22 protein-coding genes are annotated in these 22657 nt (G+C 64.3%); 10 read left to right on the top strand and 12 right to left on the bottom strand.

What is annotated here, in order from left to right; all coding sequences use genetic code 11:
* Positions 1-21 precede the first annotated feature (21 nt).
* A complete protein-coding gene (locus CLV45_RS06520) occupies positions 22-1044 on the bottom strand; it encodes a spore photoproduct lyase family protein (protein ID WP_211289937.1) in 1023 nt (340 codons plus the stop codon).
* Between the two features lie 332 nt (positions 1045-1376).
* Here CLV45_RS06520 and CLV45_RS06515 point away from each other — a divergent pair, with 332 nt between their 5' ends.
* From CLV45_RS06515 to CLV45_RS06500, 4 genes are all read left to right on the top strand, one after another.
* The gene (locus tag CLV45_RS06515) at positions 1377-2231 is read left to right on the top strand and encodes a hypothetical protein (protein WP_100335564.1); all 855 of its coding nucleotides are present in this window, start codon (positions 1377-1379) and stop codon (positions 2229-2231) included.
* 29 nt (positions 2232-2260) lie between these two features.
* The gene (pncA, locus tag CLV45_RS06510; protein ID WP_100335563.1) at positions 2261-2878 is read left to right on the top strand and encodes a bifunctional nicotinamidase/pyrazinamidase; all 618 of its coding nucleotides are present in this window, start codon (positions 2261-2263) and stop codon (positions 2876-2878) included.
* A 5-nt stretch (positions 2879-2883) separates the two neighbouring features.
* Positions 2884-3393, top strand: a complete 510-nt coding sequence (locus CLV45_RS06505) for a 2'-5' RNA ligase family protein (protein WP_100335562.1) — start codon at positions 2884-2886, stop codon at positions 3391-3393.
* 215 nt (positions 3394-3608) lie between these two features.
* Entirely contained in the window at positions 3609-6392 is a 2784-nt protein-coding gene (locus CLV45_RS06500; protein ID WP_100335561.1) for a TonB-dependent receptor, read from the top strand.
* A gap of 67 nt (positions 6393-6459) precedes the next feature.
* Here CLV45_RS06500 and CLV45_RS06495 read toward each other — a convergent pair whose 3' ends face one another.
* Positions 6460-7197: an SDR family oxidoreductase gene (locus CLV45_RS06495; protein ID WP_100335560.1), complete on the bottom strand. Its 738-nt coding sequence runs from the start codon at positions 7195-7197 to the stop codon at positions 6460-6462.
* A gap of 145 nt (positions 7198-7342) precedes the next feature.
* On the opposite strand from CLV45_RS06495, the gene CLV45_RS06490 reads away from it, so the two are divergent.
* The gene (locus CLV45_RS06490) at positions 7343-8761 is read left to right on the top strand and encodes a hypothetical protein (RefSeq protein ID WP_100335559.1); all 1419 of its coding nucleotides are present in this window, start codon (positions 7343-7345) and stop codon (positions 8759-8761) included.
* Between the two features lie 129 nt (positions 8762-8890).
* On the top strand, positions 8891-10414 hold the full coding sequence (locus tag CLV45_RS06485) for a malate:quinone oxidoreductase (protein WP_100335558.1): 1524 nt from the start codon (positions 8891-8893) through the stop codon (positions 10412-10414).
* Positions 10415-10620: 206 nt separating this feature from the next.
* On the opposite strand, the gene CLV45_RS06480 is transcribed toward CLV45_RS06485, so the two are convergent.
* The gene (locus CLV45_RS06480) at positions 10621-11427 is read right to left on the bottom strand and encodes a class I SAM-dependent methyltransferase (RefSeq protein ID WP_100335557.1); all 807 of its coding nucleotides are present in this window, start codon (positions 11425-11427) and stop codon (positions 10621-10623) included.
* A gap of 125 nt (positions 11428-11552) precedes the next feature.
* Here CLV45_RS06480 and CLV45_RS06475 point away from each other — a divergent pair, with 125 nt between their 5' ends.
* The gene (locus tag CLV45_RS06475; RefSeq protein ID WP_100335556.1) at positions 11553-11966 is read left to right on the top strand and encodes a hypothetical protein; all 414 of its coding nucleotides are present in this window, start codon (positions 11553-11555) and stop codon (positions 11964-11966) included.
* Between the two features lie 90 nt (positions 11967-12056).
* Here CLV45_RS06475 and ctlX read toward each other — a convergent pair whose 3' ends face one another.
* The 7 genes from ctlX to CLV45_RS24835 form a co-directional block, all read right to left on the bottom strand.
* Positions 12057-12983 carry a citrulline utilization hydrolase CtlX gene (gene ctlX / locus CLV45_RS06470; protein ID WP_100336974.1) on the bottom strand — a complete coding sequence of 309 codons (927 nt, stop codon included), beginning with the start codon at positions 12981-12983 and terminating at the stop codon, positions 12057-12059.
* A gap of 141 nt (positions 12984-13124) precedes the next feature.
* On the bottom strand, positions 13125-14108 hold the full coding sequence (locus CLV45_RS06465) for a hypothetical protein (RefSeq protein WP_100335555.1): 984 nt from the start codon (positions 14106-14108) through the stop codon (positions 13125-13127).
* 233 nt (positions 14109-14341) lie between these two features.
* Positions 14342-15538: a DUF1624 domain-containing protein gene (locus CLV45_RS06460; protein WP_100335554.1), complete on the bottom strand. Its 1197-nt coding sequence runs from the start codon at positions 15536-15538 to the stop codon at positions 14342-14344.
* 106 nt (positions 15539-15644) lie between these two features.
* The gene (locus tag CLV45_RS06455; protein ID WP_100335553.1) at positions 15645-16481 is read right to left on the bottom strand and encodes a phosphatase PAP2 family protein; all 837 of its coding nucleotides are present in this window, start codon (positions 16479-16481) and stop codon (positions 15645-15647) included.
* Between the two features lie 147 nt (positions 16482-16628).
* Positions 16629-17045 (bottom strand): hypothetical protein, encoded by a 417-nt coding sequence (locus CLV45_RS06450; protein ID WP_100335552.1) that lies wholly within the window; start codon positions 17043-17045, stop codon positions 16629-16631.
* 93 nt (positions 17046-17138) lie between these two features.
* Positions 17139-17648 carry a hypothetical protein gene (locus CLV45_RS06445; protein WP_100335551.1) on the bottom strand — a complete coding sequence of 170 codons (510 nt, stop codon included), beginning with the start codon at positions 17646-17648 and terminating at the stop codon, positions 17139-17141.
* Between the two features lie 101 nt (positions 17649-17749).
* Positions 17750-17920 (bottom strand): hypothetical protein, encoded by a 171-nt coding sequence (locus CLV45_RS24835; protein ID WP_157807327.1) that lies wholly within the window; start codon positions 17918-17920, stop codon positions 17750-17752.
* A gap of 210 nt (positions 17921-18130) precedes the next feature.
* Here CLV45_RS24835 and CLV45_RS06440 point away from each other — a divergent pair, with 210 nt between their 5' ends.
* Positions 18131-19213, top strand: a complete 1083-nt coding sequence (locus tag CLV45_RS06440; RefSeq protein ID WP_100335550.1) for a mechanosensitive ion channel family protein — start codon at positions 18131-18133, stop codon at positions 19211-19213.
* A 96-nt stretch (positions 19214-19309) separates the two neighbouring features.
* On the opposite strand, the gene CLV45_RS06435 is transcribed toward CLV45_RS06440, so the two are convergent.
* The gene (locus CLV45_RS06435; RefSeq protein WP_100335549.1) at positions 19310-19987 is read right to left on the bottom strand and encodes a hypothetical protein; all 678 of its coding nucleotides are present in this window, start codon (positions 19985-19987) and stop codon (positions 19310-19312) included.
* A 188-nt stretch (positions 19988-20175) separates the two neighbouring features.
* Positions 20176-20781, bottom strand: coding sequence for a GrpB family protein (locus tag CLV45_RS06430; protein ID WP_157807326.1), 606 nt, complete (start codon positions 20779-20781; stop codon positions 20176-20178).
* Between the two features lie 172 nt (positions 20782-20953).
* Here CLV45_RS06430 and CLV45_RS06425 point away from each other — a divergent pair, with 172 nt between their 5' ends.
* Positions 20954-21538, top strand: coding sequence for a hypothetical protein (locus tag CLV45_RS06425; RefSeq protein ID WP_100335547.1), 585 nt, complete (start codon positions 20954-20956; stop codon positions 21536-21538).
* A gap of 49 nt (positions 21539-21587) precedes the next feature.
* Positions 21588-22529: an NmrA family NAD(P)-binding protein gene (locus CLV45_RS06420; RefSeq protein ID WP_100335546.1), complete on the top strand. Its 942-nt coding sequence runs from the start codon at positions 21588-21590 to the stop codon at positions 22527-22529.
* Positions 22530-22657: the final 128 nt, after the last annotated feature.

Here is a 22657-nt window from a genome sequence, read left to right as displayed (position 1 = left end):
CCCAGACTAGCAGTCAGCCGGTTACGTCCAGTACTGAATCGGGGCCCCGGGAAAGCGGCGCTGCCACTCGGTGAAGAAGAACTGCTTGAGCGTGCGCATGTCCTCGGGCTGGTAGACGTACTTGGTGCCCCCGAACTTGTTGCGCTTCACGGCCCGACCGGCTTCTTCCAAGTCGAGACTGGTATTGGGGTACCACTGTAGCAGCACGTCCTTGGAGCCGGGCGTAAAGCGGTGGCTGATCATCTCCACGGTCAGGTCGCAGTCGAAGTCGAGGGTGGCCGCCAGCCGGTCGAGCAGGGTAGTGTAGTGCTCCCGCCAGCCCGGAATGGGCATAATCGGGGCCAATACCACGCCCACGGGGTAGCCGCCCCCACCCTGCGCCCGGGGCAAAGCCAATTGGCGTAGGGCCCGCAGCCGGGCTTCCACCGAGGCCGTGCCGCCTTCGAGGCGGCGGGCAATGGGCTCGGCATTGAGGCTGAACCGGGCCCGGGTGTGGCCATTGTGGGGCAAGCCGAGCAGGGAATCAACCTGGTCGTACTTGCTCACAAACCGCAGCTGGGCGCCTTCGCGGCGGCCGTAGTAGCGGATGCACTCGGCCAGGCTGCCGGTGAGGTGCTCAATGCCGAGCACGTCGGTGTAGCAGCTCACCTCGAAGCTGGTGCGCCGCCCGGCTTGCTCGTAGCTGGCCGTGGCTTCGAGCAGCTTGGGCAGGTTGGCGTAGGCCCGTACCACCGGCGGGCCCTGCAGGCTGCCGGCCAGGTAGCAGTACTGGCAGTGGGCGGGGCAGCCTTCGGCCAGGTTCATCTGCCAGTCGGCCGAGGGCGGAGTTGGCTGCAGCTTCAGGGCGCCGGGCGGGGCGCACACCACGGCCAGGGTGTTCTTGGCGTTGCGGTAGGTTTCGCGCACGTCGGCCCCGCGCAGGCCGGTGAGGCGGTTGCTCTTAAGCAGCTCAATGTCGAGGCCGTGGGCCTGGGCCCGCTCGTACATCTGCTGGCCAAAGGGCTCCTGCAAGGCGTCCGGGGTGAAGAGCACGCGCTTGGGCAGCCACAGCTTAGCCGAGTGCGTGCGGGGCTGCAGCGCTCCCAGTACGGGAGCGGACTGGTCGGTGAGCAGGGTATCGGAAAGCTGGACTACGGTGCCGGTTTCGAGCATCAGATCAGGTAGCTGGTGGTGTTATAAAAACAGCCGCGCAGGCTTTTTAAGTCCATTTCACCCTTGTTTATACTGATTTTTAATAATGGATAATCAGGCACATAACTTGTTTTTCAACTTCCAGATATGAAATTCCGCCGGGGCAAGGCAGCGGTTGGGTACAAAGCCGCCATCCTTGGTAAGCAGCCACTCGAATTTCTTCTCCTACCCTATCGATTCCGCCCATGAAAAACTGGTTTTACGCCGCCGCTTTCCTGCTTGCTTCTCTGCCCCTCCACGCCCAGCAAGGACCGGCCGAGCTGGTTAGCGCCGAGCGGGGCTTTGCCCGGGCGGCCGGGCAAACTTCGACCAAACAGGCGTTTCTGGCCAACATGGCCGATTCGGCCATCATGTTTGCCAACGGCCGGCCCGAGCTGGCCCGGCCCGCCTGGCAGAAGCGGCCCGAGCAGCCCGACGCGCCCAAGCTCATCTGGGGCCCGGCCTTCGCCAGCCTGTCCAGCTCCGCCGATTTGGGCTACACCACCGGCCCTTGGCTGATAGAGCAGGCAGACGGCAAACGAGTGGCCTACGGGCAGTTTTTCACGCTTTGGGGCCGGCAGGCCGAGGGCGGCTGGAAGTTTCTGCTCGACGTGGGCGTGTCGCACCCGGCCCCGGCCGCCCCCGAGCCTCCCACCGACGTAGCCACCCGCAGCCTGCCCAAAGCCCGCCTGCCCAAAACGTCCCGCGCCCAGCTCCTGGGCCTCGACCAGCAGCTGAGCGCGGCCATTGCAGCCCGGGGGACCGGGGCGGGCTACGCGGCCTGGCTGAGCCCCCAGGCCCGGGTGCTGCGCGAAACAATGCCGCCCCTGACCACGCCCGTCGCCGTGGCGGCTCAGGTGGCCGCCGAGTCGGGCCGGCGCTTCACGGCCCAGGGCGGCCGGCTGGCCCGGGCCCAGGATCTGGGTTACAGCTACGGTACGTACCTTGGCACCCAAAACCCCGCCGACCAGGGCGGCTACGTGCACGTGTGGCAACAGGAAGCCGGCCGCTGGCGTTTAGTGGCGGAAGTACTCAGCCCGACCACCACTGCTAAGCCCTGAGCCGGTAGTCAGCCCCCGACTTACCCCGTATGAAAGCACTGCTGCTGATTGATATTCAACCCGATTTTCTGCCCGGCGGCTCGTTGGCCGTGCCCGAGGGCGACGCGGTAATTCCGCTGGCCAATGCCCTGCAGCCCCACTTCGACCTGGTGGTGGCCACCCAGGACTGGCACCCGGCCACCCACAAAAGCTTTGCCGCCAACCACGCGGGCCGCCAGCCCTTCGAGCAGATTGACCTGCACGGCCTGCCCCAGGTGCTCTGGCCGGTGCACTGCGTACAGGGCACGCCCGGGGCCGAACTGGCGGCCGCCGTGGAAGCTAACCGCGTGGAGGCCATCTTCCGCAAGGGCACCGACCCGGAAATTGACAGCTACAGCGGCTTTTTCGACAATGGCCACCGCAAAGCCACCGGCCTGGCCGACTACCTGCGCGGCAAAGGCATCCGGCAGGTGTACGTGGCCGGGCTGGCGGCCGACTACTGCGTGTACTTCACGACCAAGGACGCCTTGCAGGAGGGCTTCGAGACTTTCCTGATTGAGGACGCCACCCGCCCGATTTCCGCCGAAGGATTTGAGCGCGCCAAAGCCGACCTCGAGCAGCTGGGTGGCCACATCATCCAGAGCACGGAGCTGCTCGGCCCGGCCTAACGCGCATGGACGCCGCCCCGCTGATTCTGACCCTGGCCCTGGACGAGGCCGCGGCCAGTTTTTTCAACGCCCTGCGCCGCCGGCACTTCCCGCCCGAGCGCAACTACCTCGACGCCCACCTCACGCTGTTTCACCACCTGCCGGGCCCCGAGCAGGCCGCCATTACCGGCCTGCTGAGCGAGTATGCCCGCGGCCTGGCCCCGCTGCCGCTGCAGGTAAGCGGCCTGCAGTTTCTGGGGCAGGGCGTGGCCTACCGCGTCGGGAATGAAGCCGTGGAAGCCTTGCACCGCGACCTGCAGCAGGCCTGGTGGCCCTGGCTTACGCCCCAAGACCAGCAGAAGCGCCGCCCCCACGTGACCATTCAAAACAAAGTACGGCCCGAGGTAGCCCGCGCCCTGTACCAGCAGTTGACTGAGACATTTGAGCCGTTTGCGGCTACTGGCACCGGGCTGCAGCTGTGGGCGTACCGCAACGGACCCTGGGAGGCACTGCAGTATTTTCCGTTTGGGGCATAATGTAGAACCGTTAACCATATATTCATTTTATACTATTTTCAATGACTCATCATCTTTCTTCTCGGTCGTCGGTGGGAAGAAAGCTCGGTTCATTGTCTGGGCTGGGTAGTTCATCGAATAATACCGTGAAACTCGGGTGCGGTATCTAGATTGGGGATTGTCCAAATCTGCAGTAGATTTGAAATTCCTCGCTCCCGCTCTACCACACCCCGTGCATGCAACACTTTTACGTTCTATTTGCCACCGCGCTGCTTACCGGCGCGGCTCCGGCTTCGGCTGCGCTTCCCGCTGAGTCTTGCATTGCCAGTACTTCTCCAAATCATCCTATTACCCACCCTACTCCCGACGACGCCGTGGGGGGTAGGGTGCGCGGGGAGGAAGGCGAGCCGCTGCCCGGGGCCACCATTTTTATTAAGGGCTCCTTCGTGGGTACCAGTACCAATCAGCTGGGGCAGTTTCACCTCAAGCTGCCCTTCGATAAAGGCCCCGTGACGCTGGTGGTTTCCTTTTTGGGCTACGAGTCCCGGGAAATTACCTTATCCGAAGCCGACCACGAGCTCGTCATTGACTTGGAGCCGAGCCCGGCGGCGGTGAATGCCACGGTGGTGTCGGCCTCGCGGGTGGAGGAAAACATCCTGCGCACCTCCGTCACCATCGATAAAGTTACCAGCGCCCAGATAGAAAAAATCAGCACGCCGGAAGTGTTGGCCGGTTTGGGGCAGCTGCCGGGCGTGGATGTCAACTCGGCCTCGATGCTCTTTACCAGCGTTAGCACCCGGGGCTTCAACACGGCCAAGAGTGAGCGGGTGATTCAGCTGGTGGACTACATGGACACGGCCCTGCCCAGCCTGAACCTGAGCCCGGGCAACCTGGTGGGCATTCCCGAGCTGGATATGGAGAGCATCGAACTCATCCACGGTCCGGCTTCGGCCCTGTACGGAGCCAATGCCCTGAGCGGGGTGGTGCTCTTCAACTCCAAAGACCCTTTTGTTTACGAGGGCTTGAGCGTCCGTCTGCGCGGCGGCCAACGCAGTATGGTTGACGGGCAGCTGCGCTACGCCAAAAAGCTAGGTAAAAAGCTGGCCGTAAAGTTCAACGCCAGCGGCTTTCAGGCCACCGACTGGATTGCCACCAACCGCGAAGCCGCCAGTTTCTCGGTGAACCCCGCCGGTTCCCCGCTGGGCTACGACGCGGTGAGCAGCTACGGCGAAATCAGTTTTCAGTACTCGCCCAGTGCGCGCCAGCAAATGCCCGGCGGCACCCACCCCGACTTGTACGGCAAAACGGTGTACATGCCCGGCTTCACGGAGCAGGAGCTCATCGGCCCCGACCAGAAAACCCGCTCGTACCGGGTACAGGGCGCCGTGGCGTATTTGCTGAAAGACAACCTACAGCTGACCCTGGAGGCCAAGTACGCCACCGGCACCTCAACGTATCAGAACATCAGCCGCTTCCGCGTGAAAGACCTGGGCACCAAGCAGTACCGGGCCGAACTGAAGAGCAACCGGGGCTTTATCCGGGCCTACTCCACGGAGGACTTCACCGGCAGCAGCTACGAACTGACCCAACTCAGCGCTTTGCTGCTGAATTCCCCGGCCCCGGTCAATACGCCGTACGGGACGCTGAGCTACGCCCAGCTCTACTTCTCGACCTACAACACGGCGTATAAGCAGGCTATTCAGCAGCCCGGCGCCACTCGGGAGCAGGCCCAGGCTTTGGCCCAGCAGGCCGCCAACGCCACCCAGCTCAAAGCCTCCGACCCGCGCTTCGGTGAGCTGCGCACTCAGCTAATTGCCAACGACGTGCCCGGCCAAGGCGCCCAGCAGCGGCTCAACTCCTTTCTCAACGACATCAGCACCCAGCGCAGCTTCCGGGTGTCCGACTTCGGTACCGACCTGATTGTGGGCGGGGCCTACCGCGAATACCGCCTTGGCTCGGGCGGCAAGCTCTTCCGCGACACCGACGGGCAGCGCCTGCGCAACTACGAGTTTGGGGCTTACTCCCAGCTTACCCAAACCGGGCTGCACGACCACCTGAAGCTGGCCCTGGCCGCCCGCGTGGACTACTTTCAGAACTTCTCCCCGGCGTTGTCGCCCCGGGCCTCGGCCGTGTACTCTTTCGGGCCCGATAAGCGCCACAACTTCCGCGGCTCCTACGCGGCGGCCTACCGCAGCCCCTCCCAGCTGGAGCAGTACGGGCAGTCCGACGTTACCACGTTTATCGTGCTCGGCAACATCGGGCGGGGCTTCCAGGGCTATGGCTTCACCGACGCCGCCGGCCACCCCTACGGCACGCCCGGCATTCCGCTGTCGGCCTTCGAAATCACGCTCCCCAAGCTCAAGCTGGAACACGCCCAAACCCTGGAAATTGGCTACAAGGGCATGCTGCTGCCCAAGCTCTACGCCGACGTGAGCTATTTCCGCAGCCTCTACCACGACTTCGTAGGGGCCAAAACTTTTGTCGGCAACGTGGACGGCTCCCGCCCCAGCCAGCAGCAGCTCGATGAGGGTTTGCCCACGCTTGCGGACCGCAGCAAGCCCACGCGCTTCATCTTCAGCTGGTACAACCACGACCAGCAGGTGCGTACCCAGGGCGCTACCCTGGGCCTGGCCTATCAGCTGCACAAGGCCTTGAGCCTTAACGGTAACTACTCGCTCAACGTGCTGGACCGCCGCCACCTGCCCACCGATTTTCAGACCTTTTTTAACACGCCCAAGCACAAGTTCAACGTGGGCGCTACCGGTACCGCGGCCCCTAACCTGACCTACGCCCTAAACTACCGCTGGGCCGAAGGGCACCGCCAGGAAATGCCCTTCGCCTCGGGCACCGTCCGCTCCTACAGCTCCACCGACGCCTACCTGGGCTACACGTTGCCCAAGCTCTCGACCACCTTCCAGGCCGGGGTTTCCAACCTCTTCAACACCAATAACATCCAGATTATTGGCGGCCCGCAGATTGGCCGCCTGGCCTTCCTGGGCGTGCTGGTCAACGTGAAGTAAGCTGGTTCGACCGGGTTAGGTTTTCGGCCCGACAGGCGCTAGGAAAAGCCGCTGTCGGGCCGAAAACCTACCGGTTGTTGATCAGCTGAAACCGGGCGTCGGTGACCTGGCGCACGGCTTGGCGGATTTCCTCCGAGGTGCCGTAGCCTACTTCCTCTTCCCCGGCGGCCAGGCGCTCCATGACGGAGTCGGCAAAGGCGTCGACGGGGACGCCAAAGGTGTGCAGGCCGGCCCCGCCCAGGTCGGTATTCACGGCCGGTGGCACGATTTCGAGCACCTGGATGGGCGTGGCGGCCAGCTGGTGGCGCAACGACAGGGTGAAGGAGTGCAGCGCGGCCTTGGTGGCGCTATAGATGGGGGCAAAAGCGGCCGGCGCAAACGACAACCCCGACGTGACGTTGATAATGGCCGGGTTGGGCTGCTGCTGCAAGTGCGGAATAAAGAGCAGGGTCAGGTGAATCGGGGCCTCCAGGTTGATGATGAGTTCCTGGCGGCGCGCTTCCCAGTCCTCCGTGTCCTGGGCCAGCTGCAGCCGATTCTGAATACCGGCGTTGTTGACCAGCACGTTGACCTGGGCAAACTCGGTTTGCACCCAGTACAGCAGCGCCTGCCGGTCGGCGGCCGAGGCCACGTCGCACACCCGCGTGTGCAGGCCGGGCAGCTGGGCCTGGGCCTCGCGGAGCTTGTCTTCGCGGCGGCCGACGACAATAACCTGGCTGCCGGCCTTTACGAAACGCTCGGCCAGGGCCAGGCCAATTCCGGAGGCCCCGCCGGTAATCAATACGGTGTTGTTGGCTAAATTCATGCGGAAAGAAAAGTGTGTATGCGTGGGGTAAAGCTTAGAAAGCATAGTACCCGCCACCCCGGCCATTTGTTGGCGCCCAGGCATTTTTTATTCCCTGACTTAATGCTGTATTTGCGGCTTCTACCATCTTTGGCCTTCCCGCAGAATGCGTTTACCTCTACTTATTATTACGGCCTGTTCGGGCTTCGTTCTTAGTGCCCGGGCCCAGGCTTTCGAGCCGGGCTTCGTAGTTACCACCGCCGGCGACACGCTCCGGGGCGAAGTTGAAAACAGCTACTGGGAAGCCAACCCCACCAGTATCCGGTTTCGGGCCGCGGCCAGCGCCCCGGTTAGCAGCTACTCTCCCACCGAAGCCCGGGCCTTCCAGCTGCGTAGCGGCCGGTATTTTCGCACCGAGTTGCTGCCCCTGAGCCGCGGGGCCGAAACCCGCACCCCGCTGCTGCAGCGCTACCTTTCCACCGACCAAAAGCAGGAAACGGTTTTTGCCGAGGTGCTGGTTGAAGGTGCCGCGCCGCTGCTGCGCTACGTGCTGCCCGGGGCCACGCACTACTTCGTGCGGCGCGAAAACCAACCCTACATCGAGCTGACTGAGCGCAAACACCTGGGCCCCGACCGGAGCGGCCGTTTGGTTATCGTCGACGCCAACACCTTTCGCATTCAGCTGCAGCAGTTTTTCGGCGACTGCCCGGCCGCCGTGCAGCAAGTAGCCAAAGCCAGCTTCACGGCCCGCGACCTGGCCGCCGTGGTGCAAACCTACAATCAAAGCTGCTCGGCGGCCGGGCAGGCGGGCCCGAGCTTTCTGGTCACCAACCAGCCCGCCCACAAGCTCCAGATCAATGCCGGCCCCCTGACTGGGGTGCAGTTTCAAAGCATCCGCCTGCAGGCTGAGTCGCCGGGAGAACCCTACGAGGAGGCCCCGGTGCTGAACGGCACCGACCTGGGCCACCGGCCCCAGCCCGTGCTGGGCGTATACGCCGACGTGCTCATGCCCAACCGCCGCTTAGCCCTGCATTCGAGCGTGCTGTTTAGCCAGTTGGGCCAACGGGGCACGACGGCAAGCCGCGGCAACGTGCCAGCCGCCGAATACCGCTGGAAAGGCCACAACGTGGCGGCCCGGCTGGGCGTCCGCTACTTCGTGCCGGTAGGCGCCCGGCAGCAGCTGTTTCTGGGCGGCGGCCTCACCCTCGATTGGTTTACCATCACCGAATCGAGCCTACGCTACGGCGACGGGCAGCCCCGGCAAGTGGCCGGCGTCAGCGTGCCGGGCGCGGGCCGCTTGCTCGGGCTGCTCGAAACCAAGAACCCGAGCGTGACGATGCCCTACCTGGAAACCGGTCTGCGCCGGGGCCGCTTCACCGTGTCGGTAGACGCGCGCTTTTTCGGGGACAACTACGGCGATGAGCTGACCGTCAGCAAGGTGTGGCGCGACAACCAGGGTCGGGTGTACGCCCTCGACCCGAACCGCTACGTGGCCAAGTGCTGGTTTGTCAATGGCCTGCTGGCTTACCGCCTGACTAAAAACCGCGACGCGGCCCGGTCCGCCGCCGGGCCGGCCAGCCGGTAGGAAGCTCGACCCTATTGGCCCTGGCAGGCACCAAACGCACTTTTTTTACCAATTGGGCCCAACAAAAAAGCCTTTTTCTGCTTTTCGACGTAGGCAATACCTTTGCCGACTTCTTCGCTACGTCCCTCTATGAATACTACCGATAACTCTCCGGAAAGCGCGGTCGATGTCGTGCTCATCGGCGCCGGCATTATGAGTGCCACGCTGGGCATGATGCTCAAGGAGTTGCAACCCGACCTGACCATCACGGTGCTCGAGCGCCTGGATGTGGCCGCCGCCGAAAGCTCCGACGCCTGGAACAACGCCGGCACCGGCCACTCGGCCTTTTGTGAGCTCAACTACACCCCCGAGCGGCCCGACGGCTCCATCGACATCAGCAAGGCCATCGGCATTGCCGAGTCGTTTGAAGTCTCCAAGCAGTTCTGGTCGTTTCTGGCCGAGAAATACGCCGTCAAGGAGCTGCAGCGCTTCATCAACCACATTCCGCACATGAGCTTCGTGTGGGGCAACGACAACGTGGAGTACCTGCGCAAGCGCCACGCGGCCCTGACCCAGTCGCCCTTGTTCAAGGGCATGGAATTCAGCCAGGACCGCCAGCAGATCGAGCAGTGGATTCCCTTGGTGATGGAAGGGCGCGACCCGAGCCAGCCCGTGGCGGCCACCAACATGGAGCTGGGCACCGACGTCAACTTCGGCTCCCTGACCCGGGGCATGTTTTACCTGCTGCAGGAAAAGCCCGGTGTCACGTTCCACTTCAACCACGAGGTAACCAAGCTCAAGCGCCGCGACGACGGCAGCTGGAGCGTGAAGGCCTCCGACCGCCTCAGCGGCCAAACCCGGAAAGTGCGCGCCAAATTCGTCTTTATTGGGGCTGGTGGCGGCTCCCTAACCTTGCTCGAAAAGTCCGACATTCCGGAGGGCCACGGCTTTGGCGGCTTCCCCGTGAGCGGGCAGTGGCTCAAGTGCGTCAACCCCGACGTGATTGAGCGGCACGAGGCCAAAGTGTACGGTAAGGCCGCCGTGGGCTCCCCGCCCATGTCGGTGCCCCACCTCGACTCGCGCATGATCAACGGCAAGCGGGAGCTGCTGTTTGGGCCCTACGCGGGCTTTAGCACCAAGTTCCTCAAAAAAGGCTCCTTCCTGGACTTGCCCGCTTCCATCCGGGCCGGCAACCTGCGCCCCATGATTATTGCCGGCCTCAAGAACATTCCCCTGACCCGCTACCTCATCAACCAGGTGCGGCAGTCGCCCCAGGACCGGCTGATGGCCCTGAAGGAATACCTGCCCAATGCCCGGGCCGAGGACTGGCAGCTCGAAATTGCCGGTCAGCGCGTGCAGGTCATTAAAAAAGATGCCAAGGAAGGCGGCGTGCTCGAATTCGGCACCGAAGTCGTCAGCGCCGCCGACGGCTCCATTGCCGCGCTGCTGGGCGCTTCGCCGGGGGCTTCCACGGCCGTCAGCATCATGGTCAGCCTGATTCAGAAGTGCTTTAAAGAACAGGGCAACTCACCGGAGTGGCAGGCCAAGTTCAAGGAAATGATTCCCTCCTTCGGCCAGAAGCTCAACGACAACCCCGAGTTGCTGGAGCAAATCCGCAACCACACCAGCGCGGTGCTGGGCCTGGCCGCCCCCGCCGACGTGGTGGGCAAATAGGTTTGTTTATCAGACGCAAAAAGCCTCCGAACACCACGTCCGGAGGCTTTTTTATGCACTATACCATTCGTCATGTCGACCAGCGGGAGACATCTCGCGTGCAGCAGTACTCAGAATTCCCATTGCCCGCGAAATGTCTCCTCTCTACTCGAAGCGCAGAATGCTCGACAGAACGGTGGTAGAAATAGCACGCCAGTCCTGCTACTTCACGGCCGGGTAGCCACCACCGAATACACCAGCGGGGCCTGGTTGCCGAGCGGACCGATGCGGAACGTGCCGTCGGGCTGGGCCACGGTGTGGGCAAAGCAGTTGTAGGGCGAATAGTCGTACTCCCGGAAGCTGGTCAGCTGCAACCCCTGCCCCAGCAGGCTGCCGATGACCTCGCTCAGGCTGTGGTTCCAGGTAATGGACTGATGCACGATGCCCGCTTCCCGGTCGGCGTAGGTGCCCACCTCGGTTTCCTCGATGGGTCCGGTGTTGAAGTAGCTGTACTGCAGGCGGGTAAAGTCGTTGTCGAACATCCAGACCACGGGGTGAAACTCGGCCAGTACCAGCCGGCCGCCGGGCCGCAGGTAGTGGCTTACCAGTGCGGCCCAGCGCGGCAGGTCGGGCAGCCAGCCCAGCACGCCGTAGCTGGTAAAGACCACGTCGAAGCGCACGTCGGCGGGCAAGTGCTGGGGCAGCTCGTGGATGTCGCAGCAGATAAACTCGGCCGCCACCCCGATTTCGGCGCTCAGCTGGCGGGCGGCGGCAATGGCCGCGTCGGACAAGTCGACGCCGGTGACCTGGGCGCCCAGGCGGGCCAGCGAGAGGCTGTCCTGTCCGAAATGGCACTGCAGGTGCAGAATCCGCCGGCCGGCCACATCGCCCAGCAGGTCGAGCTCAATCTGGTTCAACGACGACTTACCGGCTTTGAACGCCTCCACTCCGTAAAAATCGGACGTCAGGTGGGGGCCGGTGCGGGCATTCCAGAGGGCGCGGTTCAGGTCGAGGTAAGCAGCGGGCGGGTTCATAGGAACAAGGAAAAAAGCTTGCAACCGAAATCAGGACGAAAGTATCATTGCCGGGCCAAAACGCCGGGCTCGGTAACTAAGCTCAACCATAGCCGTATACCAACTTCTGCCCTCCTTGTTTTGCCATGTACCACACCTTACCCGCCCGCGACTATCAGACCCTGAGCTACCGGGACGACGTGTGCTTTATTATCAACCGCATCCTGCGCCCCCTGGACAACACCGAAATTCAGGAGGCCTACTCGGTGATGCTGGAGGCGGCCAACCAACACGGCTGCCAGCACTGGCTGATTGATTTGCGCCGCGACGCTACCTACCGCCCCAAGCTGCTTTCCACCTTTTTCCCCCAGCCCGGCGACCGGACCGGCGCCCTCACTTACCTGGCCTATCTGGTTTCGCCCACCCTGCAGCACGACATGGAAGACCAGGGCGACGTGCCCACCCTGGATTTCTACGAGGGCCAGGCCTTCCGGGCCCGGATTTTCGTGGACGAGCAAGCTGCCCAGGACTGGTTGGCCGCGAATTCGTCGGCGGCCTGAGCCCAGTGGTCCGACCCTACCTCGTTATGCCAGACACCAACGTTCGGCCGCCGGCAAGGGCCGCCGAACGCTTTTTCGTGCCTGGAATATTTAGGCCCGCGGCGGCAGAAAAATTTCGGCCAGCATGCAGCGCGCACTGCCGCCCCCAATGGTTTCGATGGTCGGAATAGATAGGGGCAGCAGCTCGCAGTAATGGCTCAGGCGGCGGCGCTGCTCCTCGGTCAGGGCGTCGTGGGCGCTCTGCGACATCACCAGCAGCTCGGGGGGGCCGGCGGTGGGTTGCACGGTGAGCATATTGCCGGCAAACCGGGTTACCTGGGCCAGGGAAATGGCAATGATTTCGTGGCCGGTCGTGGTTAAAGATTCCACCACGCGGGCCCGTTCGGCGGCATCGGTAATGCTTTCCAGGCAGATAACGGCAAACGCCGGGCCCACGCACAGCATCACGTTGGTATGGTAAATAGATTGGCCCTGGGCATCGGAGGCGTGAAAGGCGACGGGCGCGTAGCCCAGGCGGGCGGCCACTTCGGCAAACAGGCCGGCATCGGTGCGGGCTGAGAGGCCGGCGTAGGCCCGGCGGTGCTCATGGTCGAAGATGATGCTGCCGGTGCCTTCCAAAAACCGCCCTTGCTGCTCGTGGGGCGACAAATCGACGATTTCAGTTACTGCGAACTGCTGGCCCAGGCGCGCCAGAATATCGGGGCGGCGCTCGGCGCGGCGGTTGGGGGCGCACATGGGGTAGAGCAGTACGCGGCCGTCGGGGTGAAACGTGCCCCAGTTGTTGGGAAATACGGCGTCGGGCTTGGCCGGGGCGGGCGTGTCGTCTTCGACCAGCACCCGCACGCCCCGCGCCCGGAGCGTGGCCACGGCCTGGTCGAACTCGGCAAAGGCCTGCTGCTGCACCTGCGCGGGGCTGAGTTGGGTCAGGGGCTGCTGAAAATGGTTGGAAGCGGCCGTTTCGGCGTTGAAACCAAAGCTGGTGGGCCGCACGAGCAGCACGGTAGAAGCAGATTGCATAGGTGGCGGGCCAGAAATGAGTGGGAAAGTAGCGCCGGCAAAGATGCGCCGGGCCAGGCGCATGTGCTACCCTGCCGACGCGAAAAAGCCGGAACCGGAGCGGGGCGGCTCCAATTCCGGCTCGGTTAGCGGCCCGGGGGCTTACAAGTAAATCGTGTGCACGCCTTCCCCCTGGCCTTTGGAACCTACGCCCGACACCGAAGCGCTGATTTTAACCGGGCTACCATCGTAGGAGAAGCTGAAGCTGCCCGTGGGCGTGGCCCAGCCGTAGGCCCAGGTAAGCTGGGCGTAAGTGCTGTGCAGGGAGTAGCGGCGCTGCCGGGCCTCGGCCGAGCCCACCGACATCCAGGCGCTGGTCGAGCCGGAGTTGGTGCTGATCTTGCCGCTGGCGTACAGAATGCTGTGCTGCACGGTGATGTGGCCGCGCTGCCCGCCCCAAATCCACTTGATGTCGAAGCTGAGCACGGTGGCCGTGAAGGCCGAGGTGGTTACCTTGGCCTGCTCGGTGGCTGCCCCATCAGCCAGCTGATCTTCCACCGTAAACAGGTTGGCCAGGATGTTGTCGTACACCAGGCCCCGGTCGTTGTAGAGGCAGAGCGAAGTGAAGCGCTGCCCATCCCGCTCCCACACCAGCTCCACCTGGCCCTGGCCGGGCTGCACCACTTTATCGAGGTAGGTGCTGATGCCCGAGCGGGCGTCGGCCACGGTGCCGGAAGCGCCGGCCGCCTGCTTGCCGGCCGCGGTGCTGGCCTGCAGGGTGCTGAGCGTAAAGGCGGGCGTCTGCTGGGCTTTCAGGGCTTTTTCGGCGTTGGTATACACCGGAATAATGCTACCCGCGGCCAGGATGCGGGCTTTGGCGGCCGTCAGGTCCTCGGCTTTGGCGAGGCGGCCCAGAAAGGAATACGACACCAGCTTCAGGTTCAGGGCCGGGTTGGAGTTGGCAAAGGCAATGGTCGAGTCGAGCTGGCCCTGGATGCGGCGGTTGGCCTGCGCCGCCGGGTCGAGGAGGCGGGTGTCGTTGATTTGGGTGCGTGGGGCGGGCAGGTTTTGGGCTTCTTTCTGGCAGCTTGTCAGGGCCAGCCCCAGCAGGGCCGCGCTTAGCAGGGAGGTAGTAAGTGTTTTCATGGGTTGTGGTTGGGAAAAGGGTGAGGAATAAGGCGAATAGCCAAATATGCCCGCTTGACCAACCAGAGAAAAGGAAGAATATATAGAAATTATATATAATATTTTGCCAATTTTAAATAAAACAAAACCCAGCAGCACTTGCTTGAAAATGGGCTGGGACGTATTCCCGCGGTTTTGGTTGAGCTTGGCTTGGGCACCTAAACTTCGGCAACTGTGACAGACGCGCCAGTGGCTTACAGATAAGAAAGCCACCAATAGGAGTGGCGCCGCTTGTAGGCCTGGTACCAGCGGCAGGGCAAGTACAGCAGCCCCACCACGCTCAGCCACACCACGTAGGCCCGCAGCAGGCTCGGCGCGTAGGTAGCGGGCCAGTCTTTGCGGTCAATAAAGCCGAAATTGATGGGATGCCCGAAGGCCAGCGTGGTCCAGAGCAGGGCCCCGAGGCTGATGAGCAGCAGGTGGAGCAGGTAGTAGAAAAACGGCACCCGGCCGTAGGTGCGCAGTACTTCGGCCCCGCGGCCCGCGGCGGTTTCGGCGGCGCTCAGCAGCAGCAGCGCCACGCCGAGCGTGAGGCTCAGAAACAGCACGGAGGGCGGATACTTAGTGATATTCAGAAAAGACAGCACGGTGTAAAAACTGCCCCGGGGCTGCACACTCCACAGGGTGGGCTCCCCGTACCAGTTGGTGAGCCGCAGCGCCACGAAGCCCAGCAGCAGGGCGGCTCCGGCCAGGCGCAGGCGGCGGTTGCGCTGCTCGAGCGGGAGCGTAAACCAGGGCCCCACCCAGTAGCCGGCCACCAGCACCGCCGCCCAGGGCCCGATGGAATACGCCACCAGAAACGCCGGACTGCCACCCGTGGCCGGCACCAGAAACGGCCCGTTGTGCAGCAGGGCCCAGATGAGGTTGGCAGAAGTAACCGGGGCAATGGTCGGCAGCAGATTGTGCAGGGCCAGAAAGCCGAGCGACAAAGCTCCCAGCAGCCAGCGCGGCAGCCACAGCAGGGCGGCCAGCAGCACCATGCCCCAGCCCGTAGCCCAGATTACCTGCAGCAGCACCATCTGGTAGCTCCACTGCAGCAGGAAGTTGATAACCAGCATTTCCAGGGCCACCAGCCACAGGCCACGGGTGAGCAAAAACCAGCTCACGGCCGGGCGGCGGACGGTTTTCTGCTGGTAGAGAAAGATGCTGACCCCGGCCAGAAAAACAAAGGTCGGGGCGCAGAAATGGGTAATCCAGCGGGAGAAGAACAGCAATGCCGAAGCCTGGCTGACGTCCTCGGGGCGCACCGGCGTGGGGCTCCAGAACTCGCGCACGTGGTCCAGGGCCATAATAATCATGACCAGGCCGCGGACCAGGTCGATGGACTGCACCCGGGCCGGGCGGGCAGAAACGGCGGAAGCGGGTGGCGGCAGGGCGGCAACGTCGGGCATAGGGCGGGCGGTGAAACGAGGCTTAAGATGCCGAAAAGCCCCGGATTAATTGACTTTCCCCCAGTCTTGCCACTTTCCCCGCCCTACCCTACTCCGGCCGGCGCGGCTAGAGCTGCTTGGTGATGCGCAGGCCGCCGTAGGAATACCCGTTCACGTTCACGCCCTGCAGGGGCGTTACCGACAAGCCCCGGCCGCTGGTGGTTTTGTGCAGCTGGGGCACCAGAATACCCACCGTAGCGCCCACGGCGTAGCCCACCAGGTTGTCGGACAAGAAGTGCTTACCGGCTTCGATGCGGTAGTAGGCTACCACGGCGGGCACCACGGCCGCCGCGCCCCACACGTAGGGCTGGGCGGGCGAGTCGGGATTGTAGTCGTGGAATACCTTGGCCGCGAAGAAGGTGGCCGTGGCGGTGTGGGCCGTGTGGCCGGCGAAAAAGGAGTTGGTGGAAATCTTGCTGCTCCGCTCGGAAGCGCTGCCTTCGGAACCGTACAGGAAAGGCCGGTAGCGGTACACGTTGCCCACGGTAGAGGTAAAAATAGCCGCGGTAGTAGCCATGGTTTCGAGGTAGAGCACCACCACCTGCCCGTAGTTACTGCGAATATCGGGGTTGAGGGCCAGTAGGCCGGGCGCCAGCACCAGGGAGCCGTAACAGGCCAGGTCACTGGCCGTCTGGGCCTTTTCGCTGTAGTTGCCGGCCACGAATCGGTCGAACTTGGGCACGTCGTTTTTGCTGAGGGCGGCCAGTTCGGCTTCGTTCAGGCCGGTTTTCTGCTGCACCCGGTACAGGCCAAAGCCGCTCACGGCGCCCAGGCCCACCAGCACGGGGGCATCGACGGCAAAACGGGTGCGGTAAGGCGAGGTAGAGGCCGACTGAGCCGTGGCGGCCGACGGGGCCAAAGAGCTTAATGTGCCGGCCAGCAAAAGGGAGGAAAAGAGCTTCATACGGGTAATTCAGGGAGAGAATGAAGCTGAAACGAGCAACGCCCGCGTAAGGTTGACAGCTCGGCTGTAGGACCTGCTTTCCTTGCTATTGCTCCCCTAGCTTCGCGCCGCGCCGCTTTACGTACGCTCCGTTTTTGCCTGGGCCGCCTAACCGACCACGCAGGCCCGCAGCCAGGCCTGGGCGGCGGGCAGGTTGTCGAAGAGCTCAATCCGGAACCGGCCGGCAACCCGCTCGCGCAGGGCTGCGGCCGACTCCTGGGAAAATGCGTCGGGATTGTCGAGGTGGGCCCAGTAGCGCAGGCCGGTTTGCTCGGCGTAGGGAATCCACTCCCGCTCCAGCCAGTCGAGGGAGGCATTCCAGCCGCCCACCAGGTGACGGTTGTCGTTGAGGACGGCCACACACCCGCGGCTCTGCATCTGGTCGAGGTAAGCCCGGGCGCCCTTCAGTACGTTGCCGCTGGTGGGGTAGCCCACCCAATCGGCGTAAATCCAGGGTCCTTCCGCCTGGTAATGAATTTCCAGGAACAGCTTACCCACGGAGGAATACAGTTCTTCGAGCAGCATACGCAGTTAATTATGCCCAACCCGGACCGTAGGCAACCCGCAACGGTTGAGCTTTGTTTAACCGCTCCCTATCTCTGGCGCACGGCGGTCCTCCTACCGGATGGCCGCGGGTTGGGCCGCGTGCAGCCGGGCCGTCAGCAGCCCAATTGGCAGGCCGATGCAGAGCATCAGGATGCCCATTTCGGTAGCGGCCGAGACGGGGTTAAATGGCCGCCGGGGCACCTGGGACAACGGCACCACGCCCAGATTCATGACCAGCCACACCACCACGCCGTAGAGCAGGCCCGCCGCCGCGGGCCTGCGCCGCAGCGCTGCCACCCGTGGGTAAAGCCCAAAGTAGAGGGTCGTCCAGGAAAAGGCAATCAGAAAATGCAGCAGCAAGCCCCCGAGGGCCGAGGCTAAACCGCCGGTGAGGGCGGCGGGGCCAACCGCACCACTGGCCACAAACCGCAGCACGCCCAGCGGATTTTTGTGGGTGAGCAGCGTGTATTTGAGGCAGGCGGCGGTGATATCGAGGGCACCGGCAACCAGGCCGGTCGTGCCGATACCGGCCAGCAGCTGCCGGGGCGTGAGCCGAGCGGCGGGCAGAGAAACAGAGGTCATGGCGGCGGGGAATGGGAGCTGCCCAAAATAGCTGATAGCGAGCGAAATGCCGCACCCGCTGGCCAGAAAAATCCCCGGTGCCGGCCCGCAGCGGGGCTGCCTCACGGCCCGTACTGCCGGTGCGGAATACCGACGGGCGCGGCGCTCATCACCTGCTTCGCCAGCCGGGTCAGGCCTTCGTCGTGGCCGGCGGCCAGTTCCTGGGTGAAGGCGGCCACCTCGGCGGCGGTAAGCAGCAGGCTCATTTCGTACCAGGCGCTGGTGCCACACACGACTTTCAGCTAGTAGTGGCCACTAGCTTCCGCCCGTAACAGGTCGTACATCCAGGGCTGGTTGCGGTAGAGCAGCGTCATTATTGCAGCAACAGAATACCACCAAAGCTAGGCAAAACGCCCGGGAAGACTGCGCTAACCTTTCGGCGGCCCGACCGGTACACTCCGGATACGCCGGGTGGAGCAGCTCTTGCCCCGCGGCCGTTTGGTATGAAAGCACAAATCCAGCATCTGCTGTCCCACTTCCCCGATATTTTCACCGCCCTGGGCATTATGCTGGGCGGCTTACTGCTCGGGCTGGTGCTCAAATACGCGGTTTTCAGCGTGCTGCGGGCCTTTGGTCGGCGCGAGAATTCGACCCTGGCCCGCTCGGTGGCCCAGCACCTGAGTCTGGCCAGCGCCTGGTTTTTCCCGGTGCTGGCCATTTCCCTGCTCCTGCCCCTGGTGCCGCTGCCGCCCCGGCCCTTCGAGGTGCTGCGCCGCCTGGTGGAGGTGGTTCTGGTGCTGACCTTTGCCTGGGGCCTGATCAAAACCGTGGACGTGCTCCAGGACCTGGTGCGGCAGCGCTACCGCCTGGAAAGCGCCGATAACCTGCGGGTACGCAAGCTATTTACCCAGTTGCAGTTCGTCAAGAAGCTGGCCGTGTCCCTGATTGCCTTCGTGGCCGTGGGCCTGGTGCTGATGAGCTTCGAAACGGTGCGCCGCCTGGGCACGGGCCTGCTCACCTCGGCCGGTATTGCCAGCGTCATCGTGGGCTTTGCCGCCCAGCGCTCCATCAGCAACCTGCTGGCCGGCTTCCAGATTGCCTTCACCCAGCCCATCCGCATCGACGACGTGCTGGTGGTGGAGGGCGAGTGGGGCCGGGTCGAGGAAATCACCTTTACCTACGTGGTACTCAGCATCTGGGACGAGCGGCGCCTGGTGCTGCCGCTCAACTACTTCATCGAAAAGCCCTTCCAGAACTGGACCCGCACCAGTGCCCGCCTCACCGGAGCCGTGCACCTGCAAACCGATTATACCGTGCCCGTGGAAGCCGTGCGCACCGAGCTGCGCCGCATTCTGGAGGCTCACCCGCTCTGGGACCAGCGCGTGGGCGTGCTGCACGTAACGGATGCCAAGGAGCGGACCCTGGAGCTACGGGCTTTGGTCAGCGCCGCCAATGCGGGCGACGTGTGGGAGCTGCGCTGCGCCGTGCGCGAGCAGCTCATTGGCTTCCTGCAGCGCGAACATCCCGGCAGCCTGCCCCACACCCGGGTGCTGTTGCCCGAGGCAGCTGCCGGGGGCCCGCACTAAACGTGGCTTGCCCAAGCGTGAGGCTGCCCACCCAGCAGAGCAATGCTCCGGCGTATTTCAGGGGCTGAAGCTCCGCAAAAGCCCTTGGCGCCTACTTTACTCCCCAAACCGCAAGGCCTCTTTCTTCATCCAGCCCCGGGTGGTTACTTTCTCCCAGTTGGTGAAGGACACGTACACGGCCTGGCCCTGCTCCTGCCCCAGGCGCACCTTGTCGCCCTGCTCGCAGTAGGCCCGGCGGGGCGCAAGCAGGTCGGGCGAGTTGTAGAAGTACGAGCGGGCCACGCGCACCACGGCCGTACGGGCACTGCCGGCCTCGGTAGGGTCAGCCCCGGACGTTCCCTGTGCTTCCGCCGGCGCGGCAACCGATGGGGTACGCCGGGGCGCCGGGACCGGGCGGGCCGCCGCCGCAGCACCGGCCAGGCGACTTACTTCTTCCGTTTTCAGCCAGCCCGTCACGGTAGCACCGGCCGGATTCACAAACTGAGTTCGGACAAAGCCGTTGCCCTCGTCCTGCCCGAAAAGCACGTCCCCGCGGCGCAGGTATTGGCCCGTGGGCTTGCTCTGGCCGGGCGAAGCGTAAAAGTACGCCGCTTCGGCCCGCACCCGGTAGCGGCGGCCGGCCGTGGGCGAGGGCGGCGCATCGGCCGCGTCCCTGCCGCCAGTGGAAGCCGCCGCGGGCGGGTCGACGCGCAGCTCGGAGTCCGGGCGCCGGGCCGAGTCGTCAGCGCAGGCAGTGAGGCTCAGGGCCAGCAGGACAGCGGCTCCGATGGTCATTTGCCGGGCCGGGCGAGCGGGAGTAGCGGGTTGTTTAGGGGCGGTTGGGTATTGCTCGTGCTGCACCATGAGGGGGAAGGGGCCAGGCCCATTGCTCTTTTGTGCAGCGTACGTAGGCGGACGGCAGAAAGGCCGTTATCAGGAGGCCGGAAGTCGGGCTGGCGCAAGCTTCAGCTAATTTCCTCCTCCTACTCGTGCGCCGCGGGCAGCTGCCAGCCCGTAGCCTGGGCCCAGAGCTCAGCGGCCTGATAGAGCAAATGAAACACGGGCTCCTTCACAAACAAATAGCCTTCGATGCTGGCCGGAAACAGGTGCGCCGCCCGCTGCTTGAGCAGCTCATACTCCTGCCGGGCCGGGGCGTGGGCGCGCAGGTAGTCGCGGCAGAGCAGGGCGTAACGGGCATTGAAGCGGCCGGCCTCCCGCACGTGCAGGTGCAGGCGCCGCTCCCCGGCCGGCTCCCGCAGGTAGAGCTTGCGCAGCTCCGGCGAATCGGGCGGCAGCGGGTGGAAAATGTCGTACTGCCAGGCCAGGCCCTGCTGAAAACCCGCCCGCCGCAGGGCCGCCACCAGGTTGCCGGCCTCGGCCAGCTGGGTTACGGTCAGCTGCACGTCGATGACATCCTTGGCGCTCAGGCCGGGCACCGCCGTGGAGCCGATATGGTCGATGCGCCCCAGGGCCGTACCCGCTACGGCCCGCAGGCGGGCGGCCAGGCGCTGGTATTCGTCGGCCCAGGCCGGGCGGTAGGGCTCCAGCACCACGGGCCGGGACTCGGGAAAGAAGGCGGGCAAGGTCATAGCGCGGCACAAGTAGCGGGAGGCGCGAAAATAAGGTATTTGCCGCCTCCCGCCGGGCCCCACTCCTACTTTCACTGCCGGCCAATCCGCGGCAGCCGGTTTTCTGACCAGGGGCGCGGGAGCTGCGTATGCACTGGCATTACTCGTCCACCTTGCTCCGCTGCGGTTTGCCATGAAAACTCTTTTGTCGGTCTTTTCTTTCCTGCTCGGCGGGTGCGGCACCTGCCAGGAAGTGACGTTGTCGGCCGAGGAACGGGCCTGGTTTGCGACCTACACCGAAGGCACCCGGCTCACGTTTCGCAGCAACCAGGGCCGCACGGCCACCGCCACGGTCCTACCCCGCCAGGAGTGGCACGAAAACACGAACTGCAATAAGCTGGAAGCCGGGCCCTACCAACCCATTTTCAGCCAGCTCGTGCTGCGCCCCGCCCTGCCCTACGATGCCCAGCACCGCGACTTTGTGGTCAACATCCGCAAGCATAAGCCCGGGCGCGCGGGCTGGCTTACGCTGAACGTGGCGGGCCTGGAGGGCGACTCGGCGGCTCTGGCTGGCGGCCCCTTGGCCCGGCTCGTGCGCCAGAGCTGCACGCTGAGCACCACCGGCAAAACCTACCCGGCCGCCTACGTCTTTCGCCAGGGCCAGAACGCCACCCAGCGCGGCACCGGGCCGGTACGAGCCTTTTTCTGGGATAAGCACGACGGCCTGATTCGCTATGAGCTGGCCGGGGGTGAAATATTCGAGCTGGCCGCCCAGTAACCTCAACCACAGTTTTGCGGTTATCTAGTTTCCTCACCTACCCCAACTTATGACTCCCACTTCTGCCGCTACGGCCTCCGACCCAACCTCTACCGCTGCCCCCATCGTCCTGGCTGGCGCCACCGGGGCCCTGGGCCTGCTGATTGCCCACGCTCTGCGCCAGCGCGGGGCCACCGTGCGGGCCCTGGTGCGCCCCCTGGCTACCACCGGCGCCGAGGCCGCTTCCCTGCGCCTGCAGGGCGCCGAGATAGTGGCCGTGGAATACGACGACGCAGCGGCCCTGATCCGGGCCTGCGAGGGTGCGGCCTGCGTCGTGTCGGCCTTGTCGGGGCTGCGGGAAGTGATTGTGGAGGCCCAATCCCGCCTGCTCGACGCGGCCGTGGCCGCCGGCGTGCCCCGCTTTATTCCCTCCGACTATTCCGCCGACTTTACCCGCCTGCCCGAGGGCTCCAACCGCAACTTCGACCTGCGCCGCGAGTTTGCCCGCCGCCTCGACAAAGCTCCTATTCAAGCCACTTCGGTGCTCAACGGCATGTTCACGGACCTGCTCAAGGGCCAGGCCCCGGTTATTCTGACCGGTCCCCGCCGGGTGGTGTACTGGGGCAGCCCCGACCAGCCCCTGGACTTCACCACCATGGTCAACACGGCCGAGTATACGGCCGCCGCGGCCCTGGACCCGACCACGCCCCGCTACCTGCGCGTGGCCGGGGAAGTGGCCAGCATCCGCGGGCTGCAGGCGGCCGCCCGGGCCGCTACGGGCCAGGAGTTTAAGCTGCTGCGGGCCGGTAGCCTGGGCGTGCTGGCCGGCCTGATTAAGGTAACCAAGACCGTGGCCCCGGCCCGCCATGAGGTGTTTCCGCCCTGGCAGGGCATGCAGTACCTGCACAATATGCTCAGCGGCCAAGCCAAGCTCGCCGAGCCCCTGGACAACGACCGGTACCCGGGAATCCGGTGGACCCAGGTGCGCGAGGTGCTGGCCGGCCGCGACTAGCAGGGCAGGTTTACCCGACTGGGCTAGTAACTACGTAATCAGTAGGCGGCGCAACTGGCGCTATGCTTTTTCGGGCCAGCCGGAAGTCGTAGCGCCGGTTGCGCCGCCTTTTTCGTTCTAAAAGCGGC

Origin of the sequence: Hymenobacter chitinivorans DSM 11115 (genome assembly GCF_002797555.1) — a bacterium.
Lineage (GTDB): Bacteria > Bacteroidota > Bacteroidia > Cytophagales > Hymenobacteraceae > Hymenobacter > Hymenobacter chitinivorans.
Note: the sequence above shows the minus strand (reverse complement) of the source record. Positions and strands in the feature narration are given on the sequence as shown.